We start from the raw sequence: 18868 nt of genomic DNA, 5'->3' as shown, positions 1-18868 counted from the left end.
CGTGGAGGGGGACTGGCGAGTGTTGCGCCGGATGTCCGGACACTGCTAGCAAGGTCACGAATACCTTCGGTGTCCCCCTGGAGTGACCGGTGCGCAAAGGGATCAGCTACGCCGACGCGGTCAAACTGCTCGGGCAGGAGAGCACGGTCGCGAAGATCCTCACCGGCACCCTCGCCGGGGCTGTGCCGGGGTTGTCCTTGCTCGACGTCAAAGACGAGGCGGTACGGCTGGCGGGAGAGGCGACCGGCAAGCTCCGCGACCGTGTGACGGGCCTGAACCGGTACGACCGTACGGCCCGGCTGGAGGCGGCCCAGGCCGTCCTCGTCGTGGCGGCGTTCTTCGAGGCCCTGGACGAGTTGCCGCTGCCATTCGATCCGAAGGAACTCCGCCTCGACCGGGACGAGCAGGCGGCGCTGTCTGGAGCCGGCCCGCAACCAGGCTCGTTCATCCACACCCTGATGACGATCGAGCCGGCCGGTCTGCGCGCCAATCAGTCGTACGCCGTCATGCTCGACTCGATCACCGAGTATTACCGCACGCTCGCGGCGGCGCTGACCGGGTTCGTCTCCGGACTGGCCGTACGCGACCGTCTCGACGCGACCGAGTGGGCACGCGCGAAGACGGCGATCGAGGAGGAGCTGCCCGAGGCCGCGCGCCGAAAGTACGAGGAACTTCACCGGCGGCTGGCTCAGGATGTTCCCGAGTTCGCGTTGTGGCAGGACATGATCTCTCGGCAGCGGGTCGAGACCGGCCTGGCCGAGCTGGAGGCGCTGCTCACCGAGGTCGCCGCCAACACCAGGACACCCGAGCACCGGCATACGCTGTCCCTGGCGCACCGAGCAGCCCTACACCGGCCCATCGCCCAGTCGGGTGAGGTCCCCTCGGGCATGCGCATGCCCACGCTCGTCGAGGCGTACGTGAACCCGGACTTCCGGCTGGCCGAGTACGGCGAGCGGACCGATCCGAGCGCGGAGTGGTGGTGGGCGAAGGCGGAGCAGAGCGACGACATCGTCGGGTTCCTCGCCCGCTACTTCACCTCGCCCGAGGCCACCACGATGCCGCTGGTCGTGCTGGGCCAGCCCGGCGCCGGGAAGTCCGTGCTCACCAAGATCCTGGCTGGTCGCCTGCCGGACGGTGACTTCCTGCCGGTGCGGGTGCCGCTGCGGGAGGTGCCGGCCGACGGGACGATCCAGGAGCAAATCGAATCGGCGGTGCGGAATGCCACCGGCGAGCACCTGAGCTGGCCGGAGCTGGCGCGGTCGGCGGGCGGCGCGCTGCCGGTCGTCATGCTCGACGGGCTGGACGAGCTGCTCCAGGCCACCGGGGTCCATCGTTCCGACTACCTGAGCCAGGTGGCCGAGTTCCAACGTCGAGAAGCCGAGCTTGGTCGCCCGTTGGTCGTGCTCGTGACCACGCGCACGGCCGTCGCCGACCGGATGCGCTTCCCTCCGGGATGCCTGATGATCCGGCTGGAGCCCTTCAAGGAGGAGCAGGTCCGCCGCTGGCTGTCGGTATGGAACACCGCGAACCAGGACTATTTCACCACTCAAGGACTGAAACCGTTGCCGGCCGAGACGGCCCTGGCACATGGTGACCTGGCGTCGCAGCCGCTGCTTCTGCTGATGCTCGCGCTGTACGACGCCGACGCCAACGCCCTGCAACGCGGCGAGACCGGGCTCAGCCAGGCGGAACTGTACGAGCGGCTGCTGACCCGCTTCGCCCGCCGCGAGGTGCGCAAACACCAGCCGGGCCTGCCGGACGCGCAGATCGACCAGGCCGTGGAGACGGAGCTGCGCACGCTGGCCGTCGCGGCGTTCGCGATGTTCAACCGTGGCAGACAGTGGGTCTCCACCGACGACCTCAACAGTGACCTGGCCGCGCTGCTCCCGACTCCGACGGCCCAGACCGCAAGCTTCCAGGCGCCCCTGTCCCGAGCCGACCGGGTGATCGGGAAGTTCTTCTTCGTCCACCAGGCGTCCGCCGAGAGGGACGGCGGCAAACTCCAGACGTACGAGTTCCTGCACGCCACCTTCGGCGAGTATCTGATCGCCCGGATGGTGCGCGACGTGCTGCGGAGCATGGTCGCCCGCGAGAGGGCCGCCACCGACCCGTTCTTCGGCCGCCCACAGCCCGACGACGGGCTGCTGTACGCGCTGCTGTCGTTCGCCGTGCTGACCGAGCGGCAGCCGATCGTGAAATTCCTCCGCGACCTACTCCCTGCCCTCGATCGCGAGCCCACCATCGACCTGCTCGTCCGCCTGCTACACACCGCGGAGACCCGAACGGATCACAGCTACGCCGACTACCGTCCGGAGAAGTCGACGTTCGTCACCCGGTACGCCTACTACACGGCCAATCTGGTGATCCTCGCCTCTCTCACCACCGACGGAATAGCGGCCAGCCGACTATTCCCCCACGACGATTACCCCGCTGGCGCCCGGGCGGCGGAAGGGCCAATGCTGACGGCGGACTACCTCTGGGAATGGAAGTGGCACATCGAGCAAGGTCATCTCTCGCCGGCAGCAAGCTCGTTAGCCGAGGCGTGGCGGCACACGGAAGAAGTGCGGAGGACAGTCGAGGAGATCATTCGGGGTCTGCGGAGGGCCTACCGGTCGGATCCGGAGGGGGTCGCGACGGTCTTCCGGGAGGTGACGGGAGAAGAGCTGCCCGAGGAGGTCACAGGCGGGGCCGCGGATGAGAGTGCCCGTTCGGAGGGCGGGGATCCGGGCAGGAACGATGCGATTGACGAGAGGCTGTAGGACTGAGACATGGACGAATATCGCATCGAGCACGACTCCATGGGCGAGGTCCGGGTGCCCGCCCGTGCGAAGTGGCGGGCCCAGACCCAGCGGGCGGTGGAGAACTTCCCGGTGTCCGGCCGGGGGCTTGAGCCGGCGCACATCGCGGCGCTCGCCCGCATCAAGGCGGCCTGCGCGAAGGTCAACGCCGAGTACGGCGTCATCGACAAGGACATGGCACAGGCCATCCAGGAGGCGGCCGAGGAGGTCGCCGAGGGCAAATGGGACGACCAGTTCCCCGTGGACGTCTTCCAGACCGGCTCGGGCACCTCGTCCAACATGAACATGAACGAGGTCATCGCCACGCTGGCGCAGGAGCGGCTCGGCCGGCCCGTCCACCCCAACGACCACGTCAACGCCGCCCAGTCGTCCAACGACGTCTTCCCGTCGTCCATCCACGTCGCCGCGACGTACGGCGTGGTGCACGAGCTGACCCCGGCCCTGGAGCACCTGGCGACCGCGCTGGAGGAGAAGGCGACGGAGTTCGCCGACGTGGTGAAGGCGGGCCGCACCCACCTGATGGACGCGACGCCGGTCACGCTCGGCCAGGAGTTCGGCGGCTACTCCACCCAGATCGAGCTGGCGCTCGAACGGCTCCAGGCGACGCTGCCGCGCCTGGCCGAGCTGCCGCTGGGCGGCACGGCCGTGGGCACCGGCGTCAACGTGCCGGGACCGGGCTGGGCGCAGGCGGTGATCGCCGAGCTGAGCCGGACGACCGGCCTGCCGTTCACCGAGGCCAGGGACCACTTCGAGGCGCAGGGCGCGCGTGACGGCGTGGTCGAGCTGTCGGGCATGCTCAAGGTGATCGCCGTCTCGCTCAACAAGATCGCGAACGACCTGCGCTGGATGGGGTCGGGCCCGCGCGCCGGGCTGGGCGAGATCAACCTGCCCGACCTGCAGCCGGGGTCGTCGATCATGCCGGGGAAGGTCAACCCGGTGATCCCGGAGGCCGTCACGATGGTGGCCGCGCAGGTCGTGGGCAACGACGCGGCGATCACGATGGCCGGGGCCTCGGGGGCGTTCGAGCTCAACGTGATGCTGCCGGTGATGGCGCGCAACGTGCTGGAGTCGATCCGGCTGCTGGCCAACGTGTCGCGGCTGCTCGCCGACCGGTGCGTCAGCGGGATCACCGCCAACGTGGAGCGCCTGCGCGAGTACGCCGAGTCGTCGCCGTCGATCGTCACCCCGCTCAACCGGTACGTGGGGTACGAGGAGGCAGCCAAGATCGCCAAGCAGGCGTTGAAGGAGCGCAAGACGATCCGGGAGGTCGTCATCGAGCGCGGCCACGTGGCGAACGGCACGCTGACCGAGGAGCAGCTCGACCGGGCGCTGGACGTGCTGTCCATGACCCGCCCCACATAGGAGGGAGCGCATCTATGTCGTCGTCCGCCATGTGCCGGGAAGAGCGCGGTTTCTATCGTGAGGCAGCATGAGCCTTGAAGGACGTACGGCCCTCGTCACCGGCGCGGGGAGCGGCATCGGACGGGCGTGTGCCCGGCGCCTGGCCGCCGAGGGCGCGCACGTCGTCGTCGCCGACATCAACGCCGAGGCCGCGAGCAAGGTGGCCGCCGAGATCGGCGGCACGCCGGTGGCCGTCGACCTGTCCGATCCGGAGTTCCTGGTGGCCTGGCGGGGCCAGCTCCCGCCCTCGCCGCACACGCACCTGCGCGCCGACATCGTCGTGAACAACGCGGGGTTCCAGCACGTGGCCCCGATCGAGGAGTTCCCGCCCGAGATCTTCAACAAGATCATGCGGGTGATGGTCGAGGCGCCGTTCCTGCTCGTGCGCGACGTGCTGCCCGGCATGTACGAGCGCGGGTGGGGCCGCATCGTCAACATCTCCTCGGTGCACGGCCTGCGCGCCTCGCCGTTCAAGGCGGCCTACGTGACGGCCAAGCACGCGCTGGAGGGCCTGTCGAAGGTGATCGCCCTCGAAGGGGCGGCCCACGGCGTGACCTCCAACTGCGTCAATCCCGCGTACGTCCGGACGCCGCTGGTGGAGAACCAGATCGCCGACCAGGCGCGCACCCACGGGATCAGCGAGGACGATGTGGTCGAGCAGATCATGCTCGCCCCCGCGGCGATCAAGCGGCTGGTCGAGCCGGACGAGGTGGCCGAGCTGGTCGCCTACCTGTGCGGGCCGCAGGGATCGTTCGTCACCGGCGTCTCGATTCCCATCGACGGAGGATGGAGCGCGCGCTGACCACATCGTCTCCCAAGAACGCGACGGCTCCGGCGAGCGGCGCGCACGCCTATCTCGACCTGCTCGCCCGGGAGGCGTCGGCGGTCGAGTTCGAGGGCCCGATCCTGCAGGCCAGGGCGGCCGGGGCCGACTCGGCCACGCTGGAGGAGCTGGAGCGGGCCAAGGTCGCGGCGCTCCAGGTGCGGGCCGTGCTGCGCCGGCGGGCCAAGCGGGAGGCGGAGCTGTCGGCGCTGTTCGACACCGCCAGCGACCTGGCCGGGCTGCGCGATCTCGACGCGGTGCTGCAGGCCATCGTGCACCGATCCAGGCAGCTGCTCGCGACCGACATCGCGTACATGACGCTGAACGACCCCGAGCGCGGCGACACCTACATGCGGGTGACCGACGGGTCGATCTCGGCCAGCTTCCGGCGGCTGCGGCTGCCGATGGGCGCCGGGCTGGGCGGGCTGGTGGCGCAGAGCGGCACGCCGTACAACACGGCGGACTACTTCGCCGACCCCAGGTTCCGGCACACGAACACGATCGACGTGGCCGTCCACGAGGAGGGCCTGGTGGCGATCCTCGGGGTGCCGCTGCGACTCGGCACGCAGGTCATCGGCGTGCTGTTCGCGGCCAACCGCAGCGCCAGGCCGTTCGCGCAGGAGGAGGTGGCGCTGCTGTGCTCGCTGGCGGCGCACGCCGCCGTGGCCATCGACACCGCCCGGCTGCTGCAGGAGACCCGGGCCGCGCTGGGCGAGCTGAGCGAGGCGAACACGCTGATCAGGGCGCACAGCGAGTCGATCGAGCGGGCCGCGGACGCGCACGACCGGATGACCGGCCTCGTGCTGCGCGGCGGCGGGGTCGAGGACGTCGCGGCGGTCGTCACCGAGGTGCTGGGCGGCCGGCTGACCGTGCTCGACGACGAGGGCCGCCCCCTCGTGGGCGAGTCCCGCGACCTCGACACGGGCGTCTTCGACGCCGCGCAGTCGTCGCGGGCGCTGGGCCGCACGGTCAAGCGCGGCGACGCGTACGTCGCGTCGGTGGACGTGGGGGCGGCGCCGCTGTGCACGCTGGTGCTGCGGACCGACCACCTGGTGTCCGACACCGACCAGCGGATCCTGGAGCGTGCCGCGATCGTCACCGCGCTGCTGCTGCTGTTCCGCCGCAGCGTCGCCGAGGCGGAGGGGCGGGTGCGCGGCGAGCTGCTCGACGACCTGGTGTCCCGGCCGGAGCTGCGCGGGCTGGACGACCGGGCGCGGCGGCTCGGCATCCATCTCGACGCGCCGCACGTGCTGGTCGTGGCGCGGCACGACGGGCAGCGGGAGCGCGGCGCGTTCTGGGCGTCGTCGCAGGCGACGCTGGCGCACGGCCTCGCCACAACCAGGGGCGACGAGGTCGTGCTGCTGCTGCCCGGCGACCGGCCGGGCGCGCTGGCCCGGCGCGTCGCGGCGGAGCTGAGCGCCTCTCTCGGCCGCCCGGCGACGGCGGGAGCCGCGATGGCCACGGGTCCGGCGACGGCGGTGGCGTCCGCCTACGCCGAGGCCCGCCGCTGCGCCGGGGCCCTGGTCGCGCTGGGCCGTACGGGTGACGGCGCGAGCGCCGGGGAGCTGGGCTTCGTCGGCCTGCTCGTGGGCGAGCGGCGCGAGGTGTCCGGCTTCCTCGCGGGCGCGCTCGGGCCGGTGCTCGACTATGACGCGCGCCGGGGAACCGCCCTGGTCAAGACCCTCAACGCCTACTTCGGCACGGGCGGCTCGCTGTCGCGTACGGCCGAGGCCCTGCACATCCACGTGAACACGGTGACCCAGCGGCTCGACCGGGTGGGGCAGCTGCTCGGCGACGACTGGCAGGAACCGGAGCGGGCCCTGGAGATCCAGCTCGCCCTGCGGCTCCACCGGCTGCGCACCCACATGCCGGACGCCTGAGGTGTGTGGCGGCACCCCATAGGAGTGACCTCGGTCACTGCATACCGTGTGCGGAACCCCCATCGGAGGAGTTCCCATGGCAAACACCCCCCCTGCACGGATCGGAAAGGTGGTCGGGGCCAGCCTGATCGGCACCACCATCGAGTGGTACGACTTCTTCCTTTACGGCTCGGCCGCCGCCCTGGTGTTCAACAAGCTGTTCTTCCCCACCGAGGACGAGCTGACCGGCACCCTCCTGGCGTTCCTCACCTATGCCGTCGGCTTCGTCGCCCGGCCACTCGGCGGGCTGGTCTTCGGCCACTACGGCGACCGGCTCGGCCGCAAGCGGCTGCTGGTCATCAGCCTGCTCATGATGGGCGGCTCGACGTTCCTCATCGGCTGCATGCCGACGTACGCCGCGCTCGGCGCCGGCGCGCCGTTGCTGCTGACCGTGCTCCGTCTGGTGCAGGGCTTCGCCCTCGGCGGCGAGTGGGGCGGCGCGGTGCTGCTGGTCTCCGAGCACGGCGACGCCCGCAACCGCGGTTTCTGGGCGTCCTGGCCGCAGGCCGGCGCTCCCGGTGGCAACCTGATCGCCACCGGTGTGCTGGCGCTGCTCGCCGCGGTGCAGTCCGAGGAGGCCTTCCTCGCCTGGGGCTGGCGGATCGCGTTCCTGCTGTCCGGCGTCCTTGTGCTTATCGGCCTGTGGATCAGGCTCACGGTCACCGAGTCTCCGGTGTTCCAGCAGGCGCTGGAGCGGCAGGAGGCCGCGCCGAAGGCCCCCATCGTCGGCGTGGTGCGCCACCACTGGCGCGACGTGCTGGTCGCGATGGGCGCCCGGATGGCCGAGAACGTCTCCTATTACGTGATCACCGCGTTCGTCCTCGTCTACGGCACCACGGCGGCGGGCCTGCCCAAGGGCACCGTGCTCAACGCCGTGCTGATCGGCTCGGCGATCCACTTCGTCACGATCCCGCTGTGGGGCGCGCTGTCGGACCGGATCGGCCGCAAGCCGGTCTATCTTCTCGGCGCCGCCGGCGTCGGGCTGTGGGCCTTCGCGTTCTTCCCGCTGATCGACACCAAGAGCTTCTTCCTGGTCACCGTGGCGGTGACGATCGGCCTGGTGCTGCACGGCGCGATGTACGGCCCGCAGGCGGCGTTCTTCTCCGAGCTGTTCGCCACCCGGATGCGCTACTCGGGCGTGTCGATCGGCTACCAGCTCGCCTCGATCGCGGCGGGCGGCGTGGCCCCGCTGATCGCGGTCGCCCTGCTCGACGCGTACGGGTCGAGCGTGCCGGTGTCCGTCTACGTGGTGGCGGCGGCGGTCCTCACGATCATCGCGGTGGTCGCCTCCAGGGAGACCCGCGACCGCGACCTGTCGGCCATCCAGCCGACCTCGGGCGCCGCCCACGCCGCCGCGATCGTGAAGGAGGCCTGATGAAGGCCCTGGTCGCCCTCGCGCTGGCCCTCCCCCTGGCCGTCGCCGCCCCGGCGGAGGCCACCCCATCGCACGCCTCAGCGTGCCCGAAGGTGATCGTGCCGGGCGCGCAGAAGCAGGTGATCGCCTGCCTCGACGACCTGACCACGAAGGGCACCCTGGTCTCCGGGCACACCGACCAGTCGGACTGGTCGGGCCTCAACTCGCCCGGCGCCGTCAACCCCAGCGGGGTGCCCGGCATGCAGATCGACGGCTACTTCCCCGACACCTCCACGGGCGACACCAACCACGGCTGGAACCACGACGCGCAGTTCGTGATCCGGCTGCCGAAGACGTGGAACGGCGGCCTGGTCGTCGCGGGGTCGCCCGGCAACCGGGAGACCTACGCCAACGACTTCACGATCTCCGACTGGGCGCTGGCCAAGGGCTACGCGTACGCCGCGACCGACAAGGGCAACACCGGCGTCGAGTTCTACCGCGACGGCGCGCGGCCCGGCGACGCGGTCGCCGAGTGGAACCACCGGGTCAGCGAGCTGGCGGTCGCCGCCAAGGCCGTCGTCAAGCAGCGGTACGGCAGGCCGGCCCGCACGACGATCGCGGCCGGGCAGTCCAACGGCGGCTACCTGGTCCGCTGGCAGATCGAGAACCGTCCCGACCTGTTCGACGGCGGCGTCGACTGGGAGGGCACGCTCTTCACCACCGACGGGCCCAACCTGCTGACGTTCCTGCCGCCCGCGCTGCGCGCGTACGCGAAGGGCGACAGCGCAGGGGTGGCGGCGGCGGGCTTCGCGCCGGAGTCCGACTTCCTGTGGCCGTTCCACTACCAGTACTACTGGGACCTCACCCAGCGCCTCTACCGCGAGGAGTTCGATCCCTCCTACGACGGCGACGCCGAGGCCGGCACGCCGTTCTGCGCGTCCGGCACGCCCGGCTGCGACACCGACTACGACTACGCCTCCCGGCCCGCCGCGGTGAAGCAGGCGATGGCGCGGGTGAGCCTCACCGGGAAGATCAAGCGGCCGCTGGTCATCGTGCACGGCACCCTGGACACGCTGCTGCCGATCCGGAAGGATTCCGACGTCTACGCCAAGATGATCGGTGATCGGCACCGCGACCGGCTGATGCGCTACTACCGCTTCGAGGGCGGCAACCACGTCGACAGCCTCTACCCGTCGTTCCCGGACCGGCTGCGGCCGCTGCTGCCGTGCTTCCGCAGCGCGTTCACCGCGCTGGAGAAGTGGATCGGCACGGGCACCCCGCCGCCCCCGAACGCCACCCTGCCTCGCCCGGCCTCGGGCGACCTTGAGAACACCTGCACATTGGGAGCGACACCATGACCCAACCCATATCCGCCGAGCGCGTCAGCACGTCCCGGCTGACCCTCAACGTCCTGTCCGTTCCGGGCTCGGCGGGTGACCCTGTGGTGTTCGTCCACGGCAACGTCTCCTCCAGCGCGTTCTGGCGGTCGACGATGACCGCGATCGCGGCCGAGGGCTTCCGTCCGTACGCGGTGGACCTGCGCGGCTTCGGCGACACCGACCCCGAGCCGGTGGACGCGAGCCGCGGCGTGCGCGACTACTCCGACGACGTGCTCGCGCTGCTCGACCGGATCGGTCCCGCGCACCTCGTGGGCTGGAGCCTCGGCGGCGGAGTCGTCATGCAGGCCCTGCGCGACCGGCCCGACGTGGTCCGCAGCGCCGTCCTGGTCAACCCCGTCTCGCCGTACGGCTTCGGCGGCACCACGGGCCCGGACGGCGTGCTCACCAGCCCCGACGGCGCGGGCTCCGGCGGCGGCGCGGCCAACCCCGAGTTCGTGGCCGCGCTCCGGGCGGGCGACCGGTCCGCCGACTCCCCCGTCTCGCCCCGGAACGTGCTGCGTGCCACGTACGTCGCCGCCGGGACCGACCTGGGCGAGGAGGAGGACGCGTTCGTGGAGTCGATGCTGTCCACCCGCATCGGCGACGACCACTACCCGGGCGACTCGGCGGCCTCGGACGCCTGGCCGAACGTCGCCCCGGGCAAGCGGGGCGTGCTGAACACGATCGCGCCGACCAACTTCCGGATCGACGACCTGCACGAGATCGACCCGAAGCCGCCCATCCTGTGGATCAGGGGCGACCAGGACGTGATCGTCTCCGACACGTCGCTGTTCGACCTCGCCCACCTGGGCGCGATCGGCGCCGTGCCCGGCTGGGACGGCACGCCCGCGCAGCCCATGGTGGCCCAGACGCGGGCCGTGCTGGACCGCTACGGCGACTACCGGGAGGTCGTCATCGAGGGCGCCGGCCACGGCCCGCACCTCGACAGGCCCGAGGAGTTCCGCGCGGCCCTCCTCGACCACCTGCGCGCATAGACAGCGCGGACAGCTACCGGCGGTCGCGCAGGACGCGGACGGCGATGCGCCGCAGCAGTGAGGGAGCCTGCGGCGACGCCCCGGCGGGCAGGACGTGCACCTGCCCGCCGCGGCGCACCGTCAGCCCGAACAGCAGGTCCACGTCCTTCTGGTCGACGCGGAGCGCGGGCCGCCACGACCCCGGGCCGAGGCAGTCGTCCCCGCCGATCCGGCTGACCGGCACCCGCGCGACGAGCTGACCGGCCACCCGGCCGGGTATCCCCGGCTCGACCAGCGCGGGCACGACCATGCTGCGCCCGCGCCCGTCCTGCTCGCGCAGCACCAGCTCGGTCGGCGGCCCCCCGCTCGGCGGCACGTACGGCACGGGCACGACGACGAAGACGTGCCCCTCCTGCCTGGCGACGGAGGCGCGCGACGAGACCAGCGCGATCGACTCGGGGAACGACTTCGGCTCCACGCAGACGCCCAGCTCGCCGCGCTCGGACCAGCACGGCACGACGAGCCGTTTCGGCTCGCCGGCGAGCGCGCCCGCGCAGCTCATCGGCAGGGCGGGGCGGGCCACCCGGGTGCGGCCCGTGTGCACGCCCCGCATGCGCACGTGGATCTCCCACAGCCCGGCGGGCAGCGGCCGCCCGAGGGCCGCCACGCCGGCGTCGAGGCGGGCCTGGCCGTTCACCCACACGCGCACCTGGCCGCCGTGCTCCTGGTCGCCGAGGCTCGCACGGCCCACCGAGCAGGTGACCGGCAGCGAGTGGACCACCCCGGTCTCCGCGTGGCGTACGCAGACCTCCACGCGGGCCCTGCGCACCGCGTCGGTCACGTCGGCGCCCTCGTCGTCGAGCAGGCCGTCGAGCAGGCCCTCGACCCCGGGCGGCGGGGTCCACAGCAGCCGGTCGCCCCGCTGCCGCAGCCAGAGCGGGGCGCCCCCGGCCCGCAGGATCTCCACGCTCAGGTCGAGCATCAGCACGCCCTGGTCCCAGCGCAGCTCCCGCAGCTCCGCGCTGAGCTTGGCGCCCCGGGACGCCTCCGCGAGCGCGACCAGCGCGTCGAGGCGGTCGAGGCGCAGCAGCGCCGCACGGGCGCGCAGGTGCGCGGGCAGATGAGTGTCGAGCGCGGCGGGAAAACGGTCGAGGGTGAAGCGGCGCAGGAACGAGAAGAGGATCATGCGCTCGTCGGGCTCGGCGGCGAGGAACCGCGCCCCCGCGAGACGGCGCAGCCCGAGCGTCTTGTACCAGTGGGCCTGGATGCGCTCCCGCTGCGGGCCCGGCTCGGTGTAGGCGTCCACCACGTCGAAGATCGCGTTGAGTCCGTCGAAGAGCGCCTCGGCGTCCGGCGTCTCCTCCTCCGCCGTGCCCGGCGACGGCGGGCCCAGGTGGCAGCAGATCTCGTCGGACAGCACGGCGATCACCTTCGCGGCGAGGTACGCCCTGGTCACGAACGCCTGCTCGGACAGCGGCCGGTCGGCGAAGCGGAGCTGGCAGGTCTCCAGGAAGTCGCGGCTGAACAGCTTGTGCGCCGTCGGCAGCGCGAGCAGGTGGTCGCGCAGCACGTCGGCCCGGTCCCGGTCGCGGGAGAACGCGGCCGGCGGCGGCCCCTGGTCGGCGAGCCTGCCGATCAGCACGTCGGCGTCGGTGTCCACGGCCCTGTCGTACATCCGCTCCAGGGCGTCCGGCTCCAGCCGGTCGTACTGGCCGATCAGGTAGACGTACTCGCCGCGGGCCACCGACAGGCCGACGTTGCGCCCGCGCGCGGGCGAACCACTGTGGTCGAGGTGCAGGACCCGCACGTTGTCGCGTTGCTCGGCGATGGCGTCGAGCCGCCTGCGGGTCCCGTCCGTCGATCCGTCGTCGGCGAAGACGACCTCGTACTCATCCGGCGGCAGCGACTGCTCCAGCACCGAGCGCACGGACGCGCCGAAGGCGTCGTTCGACAGCCCGGGGTTGGACACGGGCATAACCACGCTGACCTTCACACCCATGAGGCCAAGCGTGCAGTGCGAGCCCCGCCGTACGCGCGGGCTTGCCGAAAGGTCGAGAAACCCTGACCAGAGTTTCGCGGTCAGTACCAGCCGGTCGACTGGGAGTGCGCCCAGGCGCCGCAGGGCGTCTTGTAGCGGCCGGCGATGTAGCCGAGACCCCATTTGATCTGGGTCGCGGGGTTCGTCTGCCAGTCGGAGCCCGCGCTCGCCATCTTGCTGCCGGGGAGCGCCTGGGGGATGCCGTAGGCACCGCTGTAGCGGTTCATGGCCCGCTCGTTCCAGTGGCTCTCCCTGTCCCACAGCTTCTCCAGGCAGCCCCACTCGCCGCCCCAGCCGCGCGCCTCGGCCATCTGCTTGCCGAGCGCCTTGTTGCTGCCGGGGTCGGGCGTGGAGCCGGGCGGGAAGTTGGCTGGGCTGAAACCACCGCCGCCGGGGGCCTTCTCGGCGATCTCGACCGGGTCGAGGCCCTTCTTCCGGTCGTCGCGGGTGCTTTCCAGCCGCTCCTTGCGCAGCGCCTGGACCGCCTGCTCCTTGAGGATGTCGGTCTCGGGATCGGGCGCGTTCGGGTCGAGCGCGAGGAAGCTGTCCGGGTCCAGCACCTGCTTGGGCGCGTTGCTGTGCTCGATCGAGGTGCGGACGACGAAGGCCGTCCCGCCGGCGAGCACGGCCAGGCTGACGGCGAGGATCGCCATCCCCTTGGGGGTCAGCCGGCCCGACCCCGAGCGGCCGCCGGTTCCCCGCCGCGGGCGGGCGGCGCGGGGACGATCCTTCAACTGCTGACCAGAGCTCACGGCTTATGAGCTTGCCCTGTGGTGGGGGGTGCTCCGCAACCGAATCGTGGTACCTGTTTGGTGACGTCTTGACTCGATGGCCGATCACATGGACTTTCCCCAACAATGTGATTTTAATCACACTTTGCGCCACAGGGAGGGGCATGGGTGCCCGCGCACCAGCCTGCTCCCGCTTCTTGATGATGAGGTGCTGACGGTGTCACAGGGCTGTGACAAATAGGGAAATGGTGAGGTTCGCACCATAATGACCGAGTGGCAGGCATCCTCCTGGTCGAAGACGACCCCTCGGTCCGCGCCGGACTCGAGCTCGCGCTCACCCGGCAGGGCCACTCGGTGACCGCGTACGCCACGGGCGAGGAGGCCCTCGAACACGTACGCTCCCGCCGCCCCGAGATCGCGATCCTCGACGTCATGCTCCCCGGCATCGACGGAGTCGAGGTGTGCCGCCGCATCCGCAGACTCGATCCGCTGCCGATCATCCTGCTCACGGCCAGAGGCGACGACCTCGACGTGGTGGTGGGGCTGGAGGCCGGCGCGGACGACTACGTCGTCAAGCCCGTCGAACCGCGGGTGCTGGACGCTCGTATCCGCGCCGTACTGCGCCGGCTGGAGTCCGCCTCGCCCGACCGCCTCACCTTCGGCGACCTCGTGATCGACCGCGGAGCCCTCAAGGTGAGCCTTTCGGGCAAGGAGATCCACCTCACCCCGACCGAGCTGCGTCTGCTCCTCGAACTGGTCCGCCACCCCGGCCAGGTGCTCAACCGCCGCTATCTCCTGCGCGCCGTGTGGGACCACACGCACGTGGCGGACTCGCGGCTGGTCGACGCGTGCGTGCAGCGCATCCGCGCCAAGATCGAGCCGGTGCCCGCCGACCCCGTCTACATCCACACGGTGCGCGGCTTCGGATACCGCTTCAGCCCGCCATGACCCCGACATGAGCTGGGTGCCCACCGGGTTGCAGGCCCGGCTGGTGATCACCTTCCTGCTGGTGGCGGTCACGGCGTCCGCCATGGTGGCGGGCCTGGGCTACCAGATCATCCGCCGGGGCATGCTCGACCGCGCGGAGCGGACCGCGGTCGCCGACGTACGGGAGACGCTCTCCAAGATCACGCTGCCGATCGGCGCGAGCGACGTGGTCTGGCCGAGCGACACCACCGTCACCGACGAGGACCTCAGCGGGGTCGTGCAGGCGCTGGAGGCGCCGGAGCGCACCGTCATCGTGACCTACGGCGACCACCGCAGCTCCAGCGCCGGCGCCAGGTTCACCATGGCCGACGTGCCCGACCAGCTCCGCTGGCAGGCGGCCCGGCGGCTCGTCTACCAGAGGGTGCTGCTCAGGGACCATCCGTGGCTGATCGTCGCCACGCAGATCCAGCGGGCCACCCGCGACGACATGCTGCGCCCGACCGGCCTGACGGCCTACGTCTTCGTGCCGCTGTCGGACGAGGAGGCCGTGCTGTTCCGCCTCAGGAACGCTCTCGCGCAGGCCGGAGCCATCACACTCGTCCTGGCGCTGACCCTGGCCCTGCTGTCGGCCCGGCGGGTGCTGCTGCCCGTACGGCGGCTGGGCGCGGCCGCCCGCGCCCTCGGCGCAGGTGAGCTGCACGTCCGCCTCCCCGTACGCGGCCGGGACGAGCTGGCGGAGCTGACCGCGACGTTCAACGAGACGGCGGCGGCGCTGGAGGGCAGCGTCTCGGAGCTGCGGACGCTGGAGTCGATGTCGCGGCGGTTCGTCGCGGACGTCTCACACGAGCTGCGCACGCCGCTGACCGCGATGACCGCGGTGACCGACATGCTGTCGGAGGACGCCGACGACCTGCCGGAAGACGCCGGGGAGGCGGTGCGGATCGTCGTCCGCGAGATCGACCGGCTGCGGGTGCTGGTCGAGCACCTCATCGAGATCAGCCGGTTCGACGCGGGCGCCGCGACGCTCCGCCGGGAGACGGTCGACGTGGGCGACACGCTGGCCGACTGCCTGGAGGTGCGGGGCTGGGCCGACCGGGTGAAGCTCACCGTGCCCGTCGGGCTCACGTTCTCGCTGGACGCCCGGAGGTTCGACGTGATCGTCGCCAACCTCGTCGGCAACGCGCTCAACCACGGCGCGCCTCCCGTGGTTGTCGGCGCGCGGGTGGCGGTCGGCGGCGAGCATCACGGGGCGCTCGAAGTGAGCGTGCGCGACCACGGGAGCGGCATCCCCGAGCAGGTGCTTCCCCACGTCTTCGACCGCTTCTACAAGGCCGGCACCGACCGGGCCAGGAGCGTGGGCAGCGGTCTCGGCCTGGCCATCGCCAAGGCCAACGCCGAGTTGCACGGCGGCTCGATCAGGGCCGAACGCTGCGACCCCGGCACCCTCTTCCGCGTCTGGATCCCGAAACCATGAGCCGCGGACGGACCAGGCGTGCGTCCAGGGCCCTGCTCGCGGGCCTGCTCGCGGCACTGCTCATGGTGTCGGCGGCCTGCGGGGTCGCGCCGACCGGGGTGATCGACGCCGGTCCCGCCCCCGTCATCAGCGGCACGCCCACCCTCGTCACGATCTACATGCTGCGGGACGGCCGGCTGTGGCCCACCCGCGTCGCGGCGCGCTCACCCCACGTCAACGACGTGCTCTACGCGCTGTTCGCGGCCAGCGGGCGGACGCCGAACCAGCTGTCCACCGCGCTCACCGGCCTCACGCTGGCCCAGGTGCAGCTCGTCAGGTACGCCCCGGACGCCGGCAGCCGCAACGACCCCGACGCCACCCTCAGCCTGCGCGTACGGCTGTTCGTGAGCGGCTGGAAGATCACCAGGACCGCCATGGCCCAGATCACCTGTACGGCGCGGCTGCGCCCGGAGATCTGGGCCGTGGAGATCGCTCACGCGACTCCCGACAAGAACGGGCCCCTGAAGGTCCACACCTGCCGGGAGTTCTGGGATCTGGCCCCCAAAGACGGCCAGCTCCCCCCGTGAGCCTTGTGCCCCTCTCGTCGATCGCGGCACTACAGCGTGATGTTCTCCAGCATCTCGGTGACCAGGGCGGCGATCGGCGACCGCTCGGACCTGGTCAGCGTGATGTGGGCGAACAGCGGGTGGCCCTTGAGCTTCTCCACCACGGCGACGACGCCGTCGTGCCGGCCCACCCGCAGGTTGTCGCGCTGGGCGATGTCGTGGGTGAGCACGACCCGCGAGTTGGCGCCGATGCGGGACAGCACGGTCAGCAGCACGCCGCGCTCCAGCGACTGCGCCTCGTCCACGATCACGAAGGCGTCGTGGAGCGAACGGCCGCGGATGTGCGTCAGCGGCAGGACCTCCAGCATGCCCCGGTCGATGACCTCCTCGATGACCTCGGGAGACGTGACCGCGCCCAGCGTGTCGTAGACCGCCTGGGCCCACGGGCCCATCTTGTCGTTCTCGGAGCCGGGCAGGTAGCCGAGCTCCTGGCCGCCCACGGCGTACAGGGGGCGGAAGACGATGATCTTGCGGTGCTGACGGCGCTCAAGCACCGCCTCCAGCCCCGCGCACAGCGCCAGCGCGGACTTTCCTGTGCCGGCCCGGCCGCCCATCGACACGATGCCCACGTCGGGGTCCATCAGCAGGTCGAGCGCGATCCGCTGCTCCGCCGACCGGCCGTGCAGCCCGAAGACCTCACGGTCGCCCCTCACCAGACGCACCGACTTGTCCGGCAGGACGCGGCCGAGCGCCGAGCCGCGGCTCGACAGCAGCCGCAGGCCGGTGTGGCACGGCAGGTCGCGCGCCTCTTCGATGTCGGCGCTGCCGGCCTCGAAGAGGGCGTCCATCTCCTCCGTGGTGACCTGGAGCTCCGCCATGCCGGTCCAGCCGGACTCCACCACCATGCCGGCGCGGTACTCCTCCGCGGCCAGGCCGATGGACGCCGCCTTGACCCGCATCGGCAGGTCCTTCGACACCAGCACCACGTCCTTGCCCTCCGCCGCGAGGTTCTGCGCGACGGTGAGGATGCGGGTGTCGTTGTCGCCCAAGCGGAAGCCCGCCGGGAGGCAGGACGGATCACTATGGTTCAGCTCGACCCGGATGTTCCCGTCGCCGATCGGCATGGGCTCATCCAGCCGTCCGTACCGCACTCTGAGGTCATCGAGGAAGCGCAGCGCCTCCCGGGCGAAGTAGCCGAGCTCGGGGTGGTGGCGCTTGGCCTCCAGTTCCGTGACGACGACGATCGGGACGACGACCTCGTGCTCGGCGAAGCGGCTCATCGCCGCCGGGTCGGCGAGCAGGACGGACGTGTCCAGAACGTAGGTGCGGGATGTGGACGGGTTGCTCGAGGACACTGCCACGCGTTCTCCCCCGGGCGCCTGAGGGCGCCCTGCCTTGACTGGTGGTGAACGGACCGGGCCCGTGACCTGCGAGAGCAGACCGGGGCTCCGGCCCTCCTCGCATGGTGGTCGCGCAAGGACGGGCCCTCTCCCGAGGTGGTGGCCGCCGATCCCCTCGACGGCCGCTCAGCTACCACGTTACGTAACGAATCTCCCCAGCCCAATAGGTTTTCGCTGGTAAAAAGACGCTGGTCACGTACCGTCTCAGGAGCCGTACCGACGGTGCCGTGCGGCGTACGAGCGGAGCGCCCGCAGGAAGTCGACTCTGCGGAAGTCGGGCCAGTAGGCCTCGCAGAAGTAGAACTCGGAGTGGGCGCTCTGCCAGAGCAGGAATCCGGAGAGCCGCTGCTCTCCCGAGGTCCGGATGACGAGATCCGGGTCGGGCAGGCCGCGCGTGTAGAGATGCTCAGCGATGTGCTCGACGTCGAGGACCTCGACGAGGTCCTCGATGCTTGCGCCCTTGCTGGCATGCTCCTGGAGGAGGGAGCGCACCGCATCAGCGATCTCACGCCTTCCTCCATACCCAACGGCAACGTTCACAATCAGGCCCGGACGATGCGATGTGGTTTCTTTTGCGTGTTTGAGGACACGAGCCGTGTGATCGGGCAGAAGGTCGAGCGAGCCCATGGGATTGAGGTGCCATCCCTGGTCCACGAGATCCTGGACGAGGTTCTCGATCACCTGGAGCAGCGGATCGAGCTCGGCCTTGTCCCTGGACAGGTTGTCGGTGGAGAGCAGCCACAGCGTCACGTACTCGACCCCGGCCTCGCGGCACCACACGAGCAGCTCGGAGATCTTGTCGGCGCCCTTCTGGTGGCCCCGGCTGACGTCCCGCAGGCCCATGGCCCGCGCCCACCTGCGGTTGCCGTCCACGATGACGCCGACGTGGCGGGGAATCTGGTCGGAGGACAGCTTCCGTTCGAGCCTGCGCTCGTACAGCTTGTACACGAGATCGCGCGCGCTCATGCGACCTTCTTCCTCGCGACGATGGGCTCGATCACCAATTATCGCGGGCGAACCGGTGTGCCCTGCCCTCCCCGGGCCGGGGCGGCCCGCCGGGGCGGCGCGCCCCGGCGGGCGCCGGCGGGCACCGGACGAGCCGCCG

At 71.2% G+C, this 18868-nt stretch carries 14 protein-coding genes; 10 read left to right on the top strand and 4 right to left on the bottom strand.

Annotation, left to right across the window (positions count from 1 at the left end; all coding sequences use genetic code 11):
- Nucleotides 1-89 precede the first annotated feature (89 nt).
- The 7 genes from HCK04_RS27700 to HCK04_RS27670 all read left to right on the top strand — a co-directional run bounded on the left by HCK04_RS27700 (nucleotide 90) and on the right by HCK04_RS27670 (nucleotide 10669).
- Nucleotides 90-2759: a hypothetical protein gene (locus HCK04_RS27700; protein ID WP_142650330.1), complete on the top strand. Its 2670-nt coding sequence runs from the start codon at nucleotides 90-92 to the stop codon at nucleotides 2757-2759.
- A gap of 9 nt (nucleotides 2760-2768) precedes the next feature.
- The gene (locus HCK04_RS27695) at nucleotides 2769-4160 is read left to right on the top strand and encodes a class II fumarate hydratase (protein ID WP_142650329.1); all 1392 of its coding nucleotides are present in this window, start codon (nucleotides 2769-2771) and stop codon (nucleotides 4158-4160) included.
- A 67-nt stretch (nucleotides 4161-4227) separates the two neighbouring features.
- Nucleotides 4228-5001 carry a 3-hydroxybutyrate dehydrogenase gene (locus HCK04_RS27690; protein WP_142650328.1) on the top strand — a complete coding sequence of 258 codons (774 nt, stop codon included), beginning with the start codon at nucleotides 4228-4230 and terminating at the stop codon, nucleotides 4999-5001.
- Complete coding sequence (locus HCK04_RS27685) at nucleotides 4986-6902, top strand: helix-turn-helix domain-containing protein (RefSeq protein ID WP_142650327.1); 1917 nt, start codon at nucleotides 4986-4988, stop codon at nucleotides 6900-6902. The genes HCK04_RS27690 and HCK04_RS27685 overlap by 16 nt, the downstream gene beginning before the upstream one ends.
- A 76-nt stretch (nucleotides 6903-6978) precedes the next feature.
- The gene (locus HCK04_RS27680) at nucleotides 6979-8316 is read left to right on the top strand and encodes an MFS transporter (RefSeq protein WP_142650326.1); all 1338 of its coding nucleotides are present in this window, start codon (nucleotides 6979-6981) and stop codon (nucleotides 8314-8316) included.
- Nucleotides 8316-9653 (top strand): tannase/feruloyl esterase family alpha/beta hydrolase, encoded by a 1338-nt coding sequence (locus tag HCK04_RS27675; protein ID WP_142650325.1) that lies wholly within the window; start codon nucleotides 8316-8318, stop codon nucleotides 9651-9653. Before HCK04_RS27680 ends, HCK04_RS27675 begins: the two co-directional genes overlap by 1 nt.
- Complete coding sequence (locus tag HCK04_RS27670) at nucleotides 9650-10669, top strand: alpha/beta hydrolase (RefSeq protein WP_142650324.1); 1020 nt, start codon at nucleotides 9650-9652, stop codon at nucleotides 10667-10669. The genes HCK04_RS27675 and HCK04_RS27670 overlap by 4 nt, the downstream gene beginning before the upstream one ends.
- Nucleotides 10670-10682: 13 nt before the next feature.
- On the opposite strand, the gene HCK04_RS27665 is transcribed toward HCK04_RS27670, so the two are convergent.
- Both HCK04_RS27665 and HCK04_RS27660 read right to left on the bottom strand, forming a co-directional pair.
- The gene (locus HCK04_RS27665; protein WP_168066310.1) at nucleotides 10683-12647 is read right to left on the bottom strand and encodes a glycosyltransferase family 2 protein; all 1965 of its coding nucleotides are present in this window, start codon (nucleotides 12645-12647) and stop codon (nucleotides 10683-10685) included.
- An 80-nt stretch (nucleotides 12648-12727) separates the two neighbouring features.
- Nucleotides 12728-13438 (bottom strand): lytic transglycosylase domain-containing protein, encoded by a 711-nt coding sequence (locus HCK04_RS27660; protein WP_142650322.1) that lies wholly within the window; start codon nucleotides 13436-13438, stop codon nucleotides 12728-12730.
- A 252-nt stretch (nucleotides 13439-13690) separates the two neighbouring features.
- On the opposite strand from HCK04_RS27660, the gene HCK04_RS27655 reads away from it, so the two are divergent.
- The 3 genes from HCK04_RS27655 to HCK04_RS27645 are packed head-to-tail and all read left to right on the top strand — an operon-like array spanning nucleotide 13691 to nucleotide 16384.
- Complete coding sequence (locus HCK04_RS27655) at nucleotides 13691-14365, top strand: response regulator transcription factor (protein WP_142650321.1); 675 nt, start codon at nucleotides 13691-13693, stop codon at nucleotides 14363-14365.
- 7 nt (nucleotides 14366-14372) lie between these two features.
- Nucleotides 14373-15818, top strand: a complete 1446-nt coding sequence (locus HCK04_RS27650; protein ID WP_142650320.1) for a HAMP domain-containing sensor histidine kinase — start codon at nucleotides 14373-14375, stop codon at nucleotides 15816-15818.
- On the top strand, nucleotides 15815-16384 hold the full coding sequence (locus HCK04_RS27645; protein ID WP_142650319.1) for a hypothetical protein: 570 nt from the start codon (nucleotides 15815-15817) through the stop codon (nucleotides 16382-16384). Before HCK04_RS27650 ends, HCK04_RS27645 begins: the two co-directional genes overlap by 4 nt.
- A 29-nt stretch (nucleotides 16385-16413) precedes the next feature.
- Here the strand turns inward: HCK04_RS27645 and HCK04_RS27640 are convergent, their stop codons facing one another.
- Nucleotides 16414-17724 (bottom strand): PhoH family protein, encoded by a 1311-nt coding sequence (locus HCK04_RS27640; RefSeq protein ID WP_142650318.1) that lies wholly within the window; start codon nucleotides 17722-17724, stop codon nucleotides 16414-16416.
- A gap of 243 nt (nucleotides 17725-17967) precedes the next feature.
- Entirely contained in the window at nucleotides 17968-18729 is a 762-nt protein-coding gene (locus HCK04_RS27635; RefSeq protein WP_142650317.1) for an isoprenyl transferase, read from the bottom strand.
- Nucleotides 18730-18868: the final 139 nt, after the last annotated feature.

It is taken from the genome of Microbispora sp. CL1-1, from assembly GCF_012034195.1.
In the GTDB taxonomy this organism is placed as follows: Bacteria; Actinomycetota; Actinomycetes; order Streptosporangiales; family Streptosporangiaceae; genus Microbispora.
This window is presented reverse-complemented; position numbering and strand designations above follow the sequence as displayed.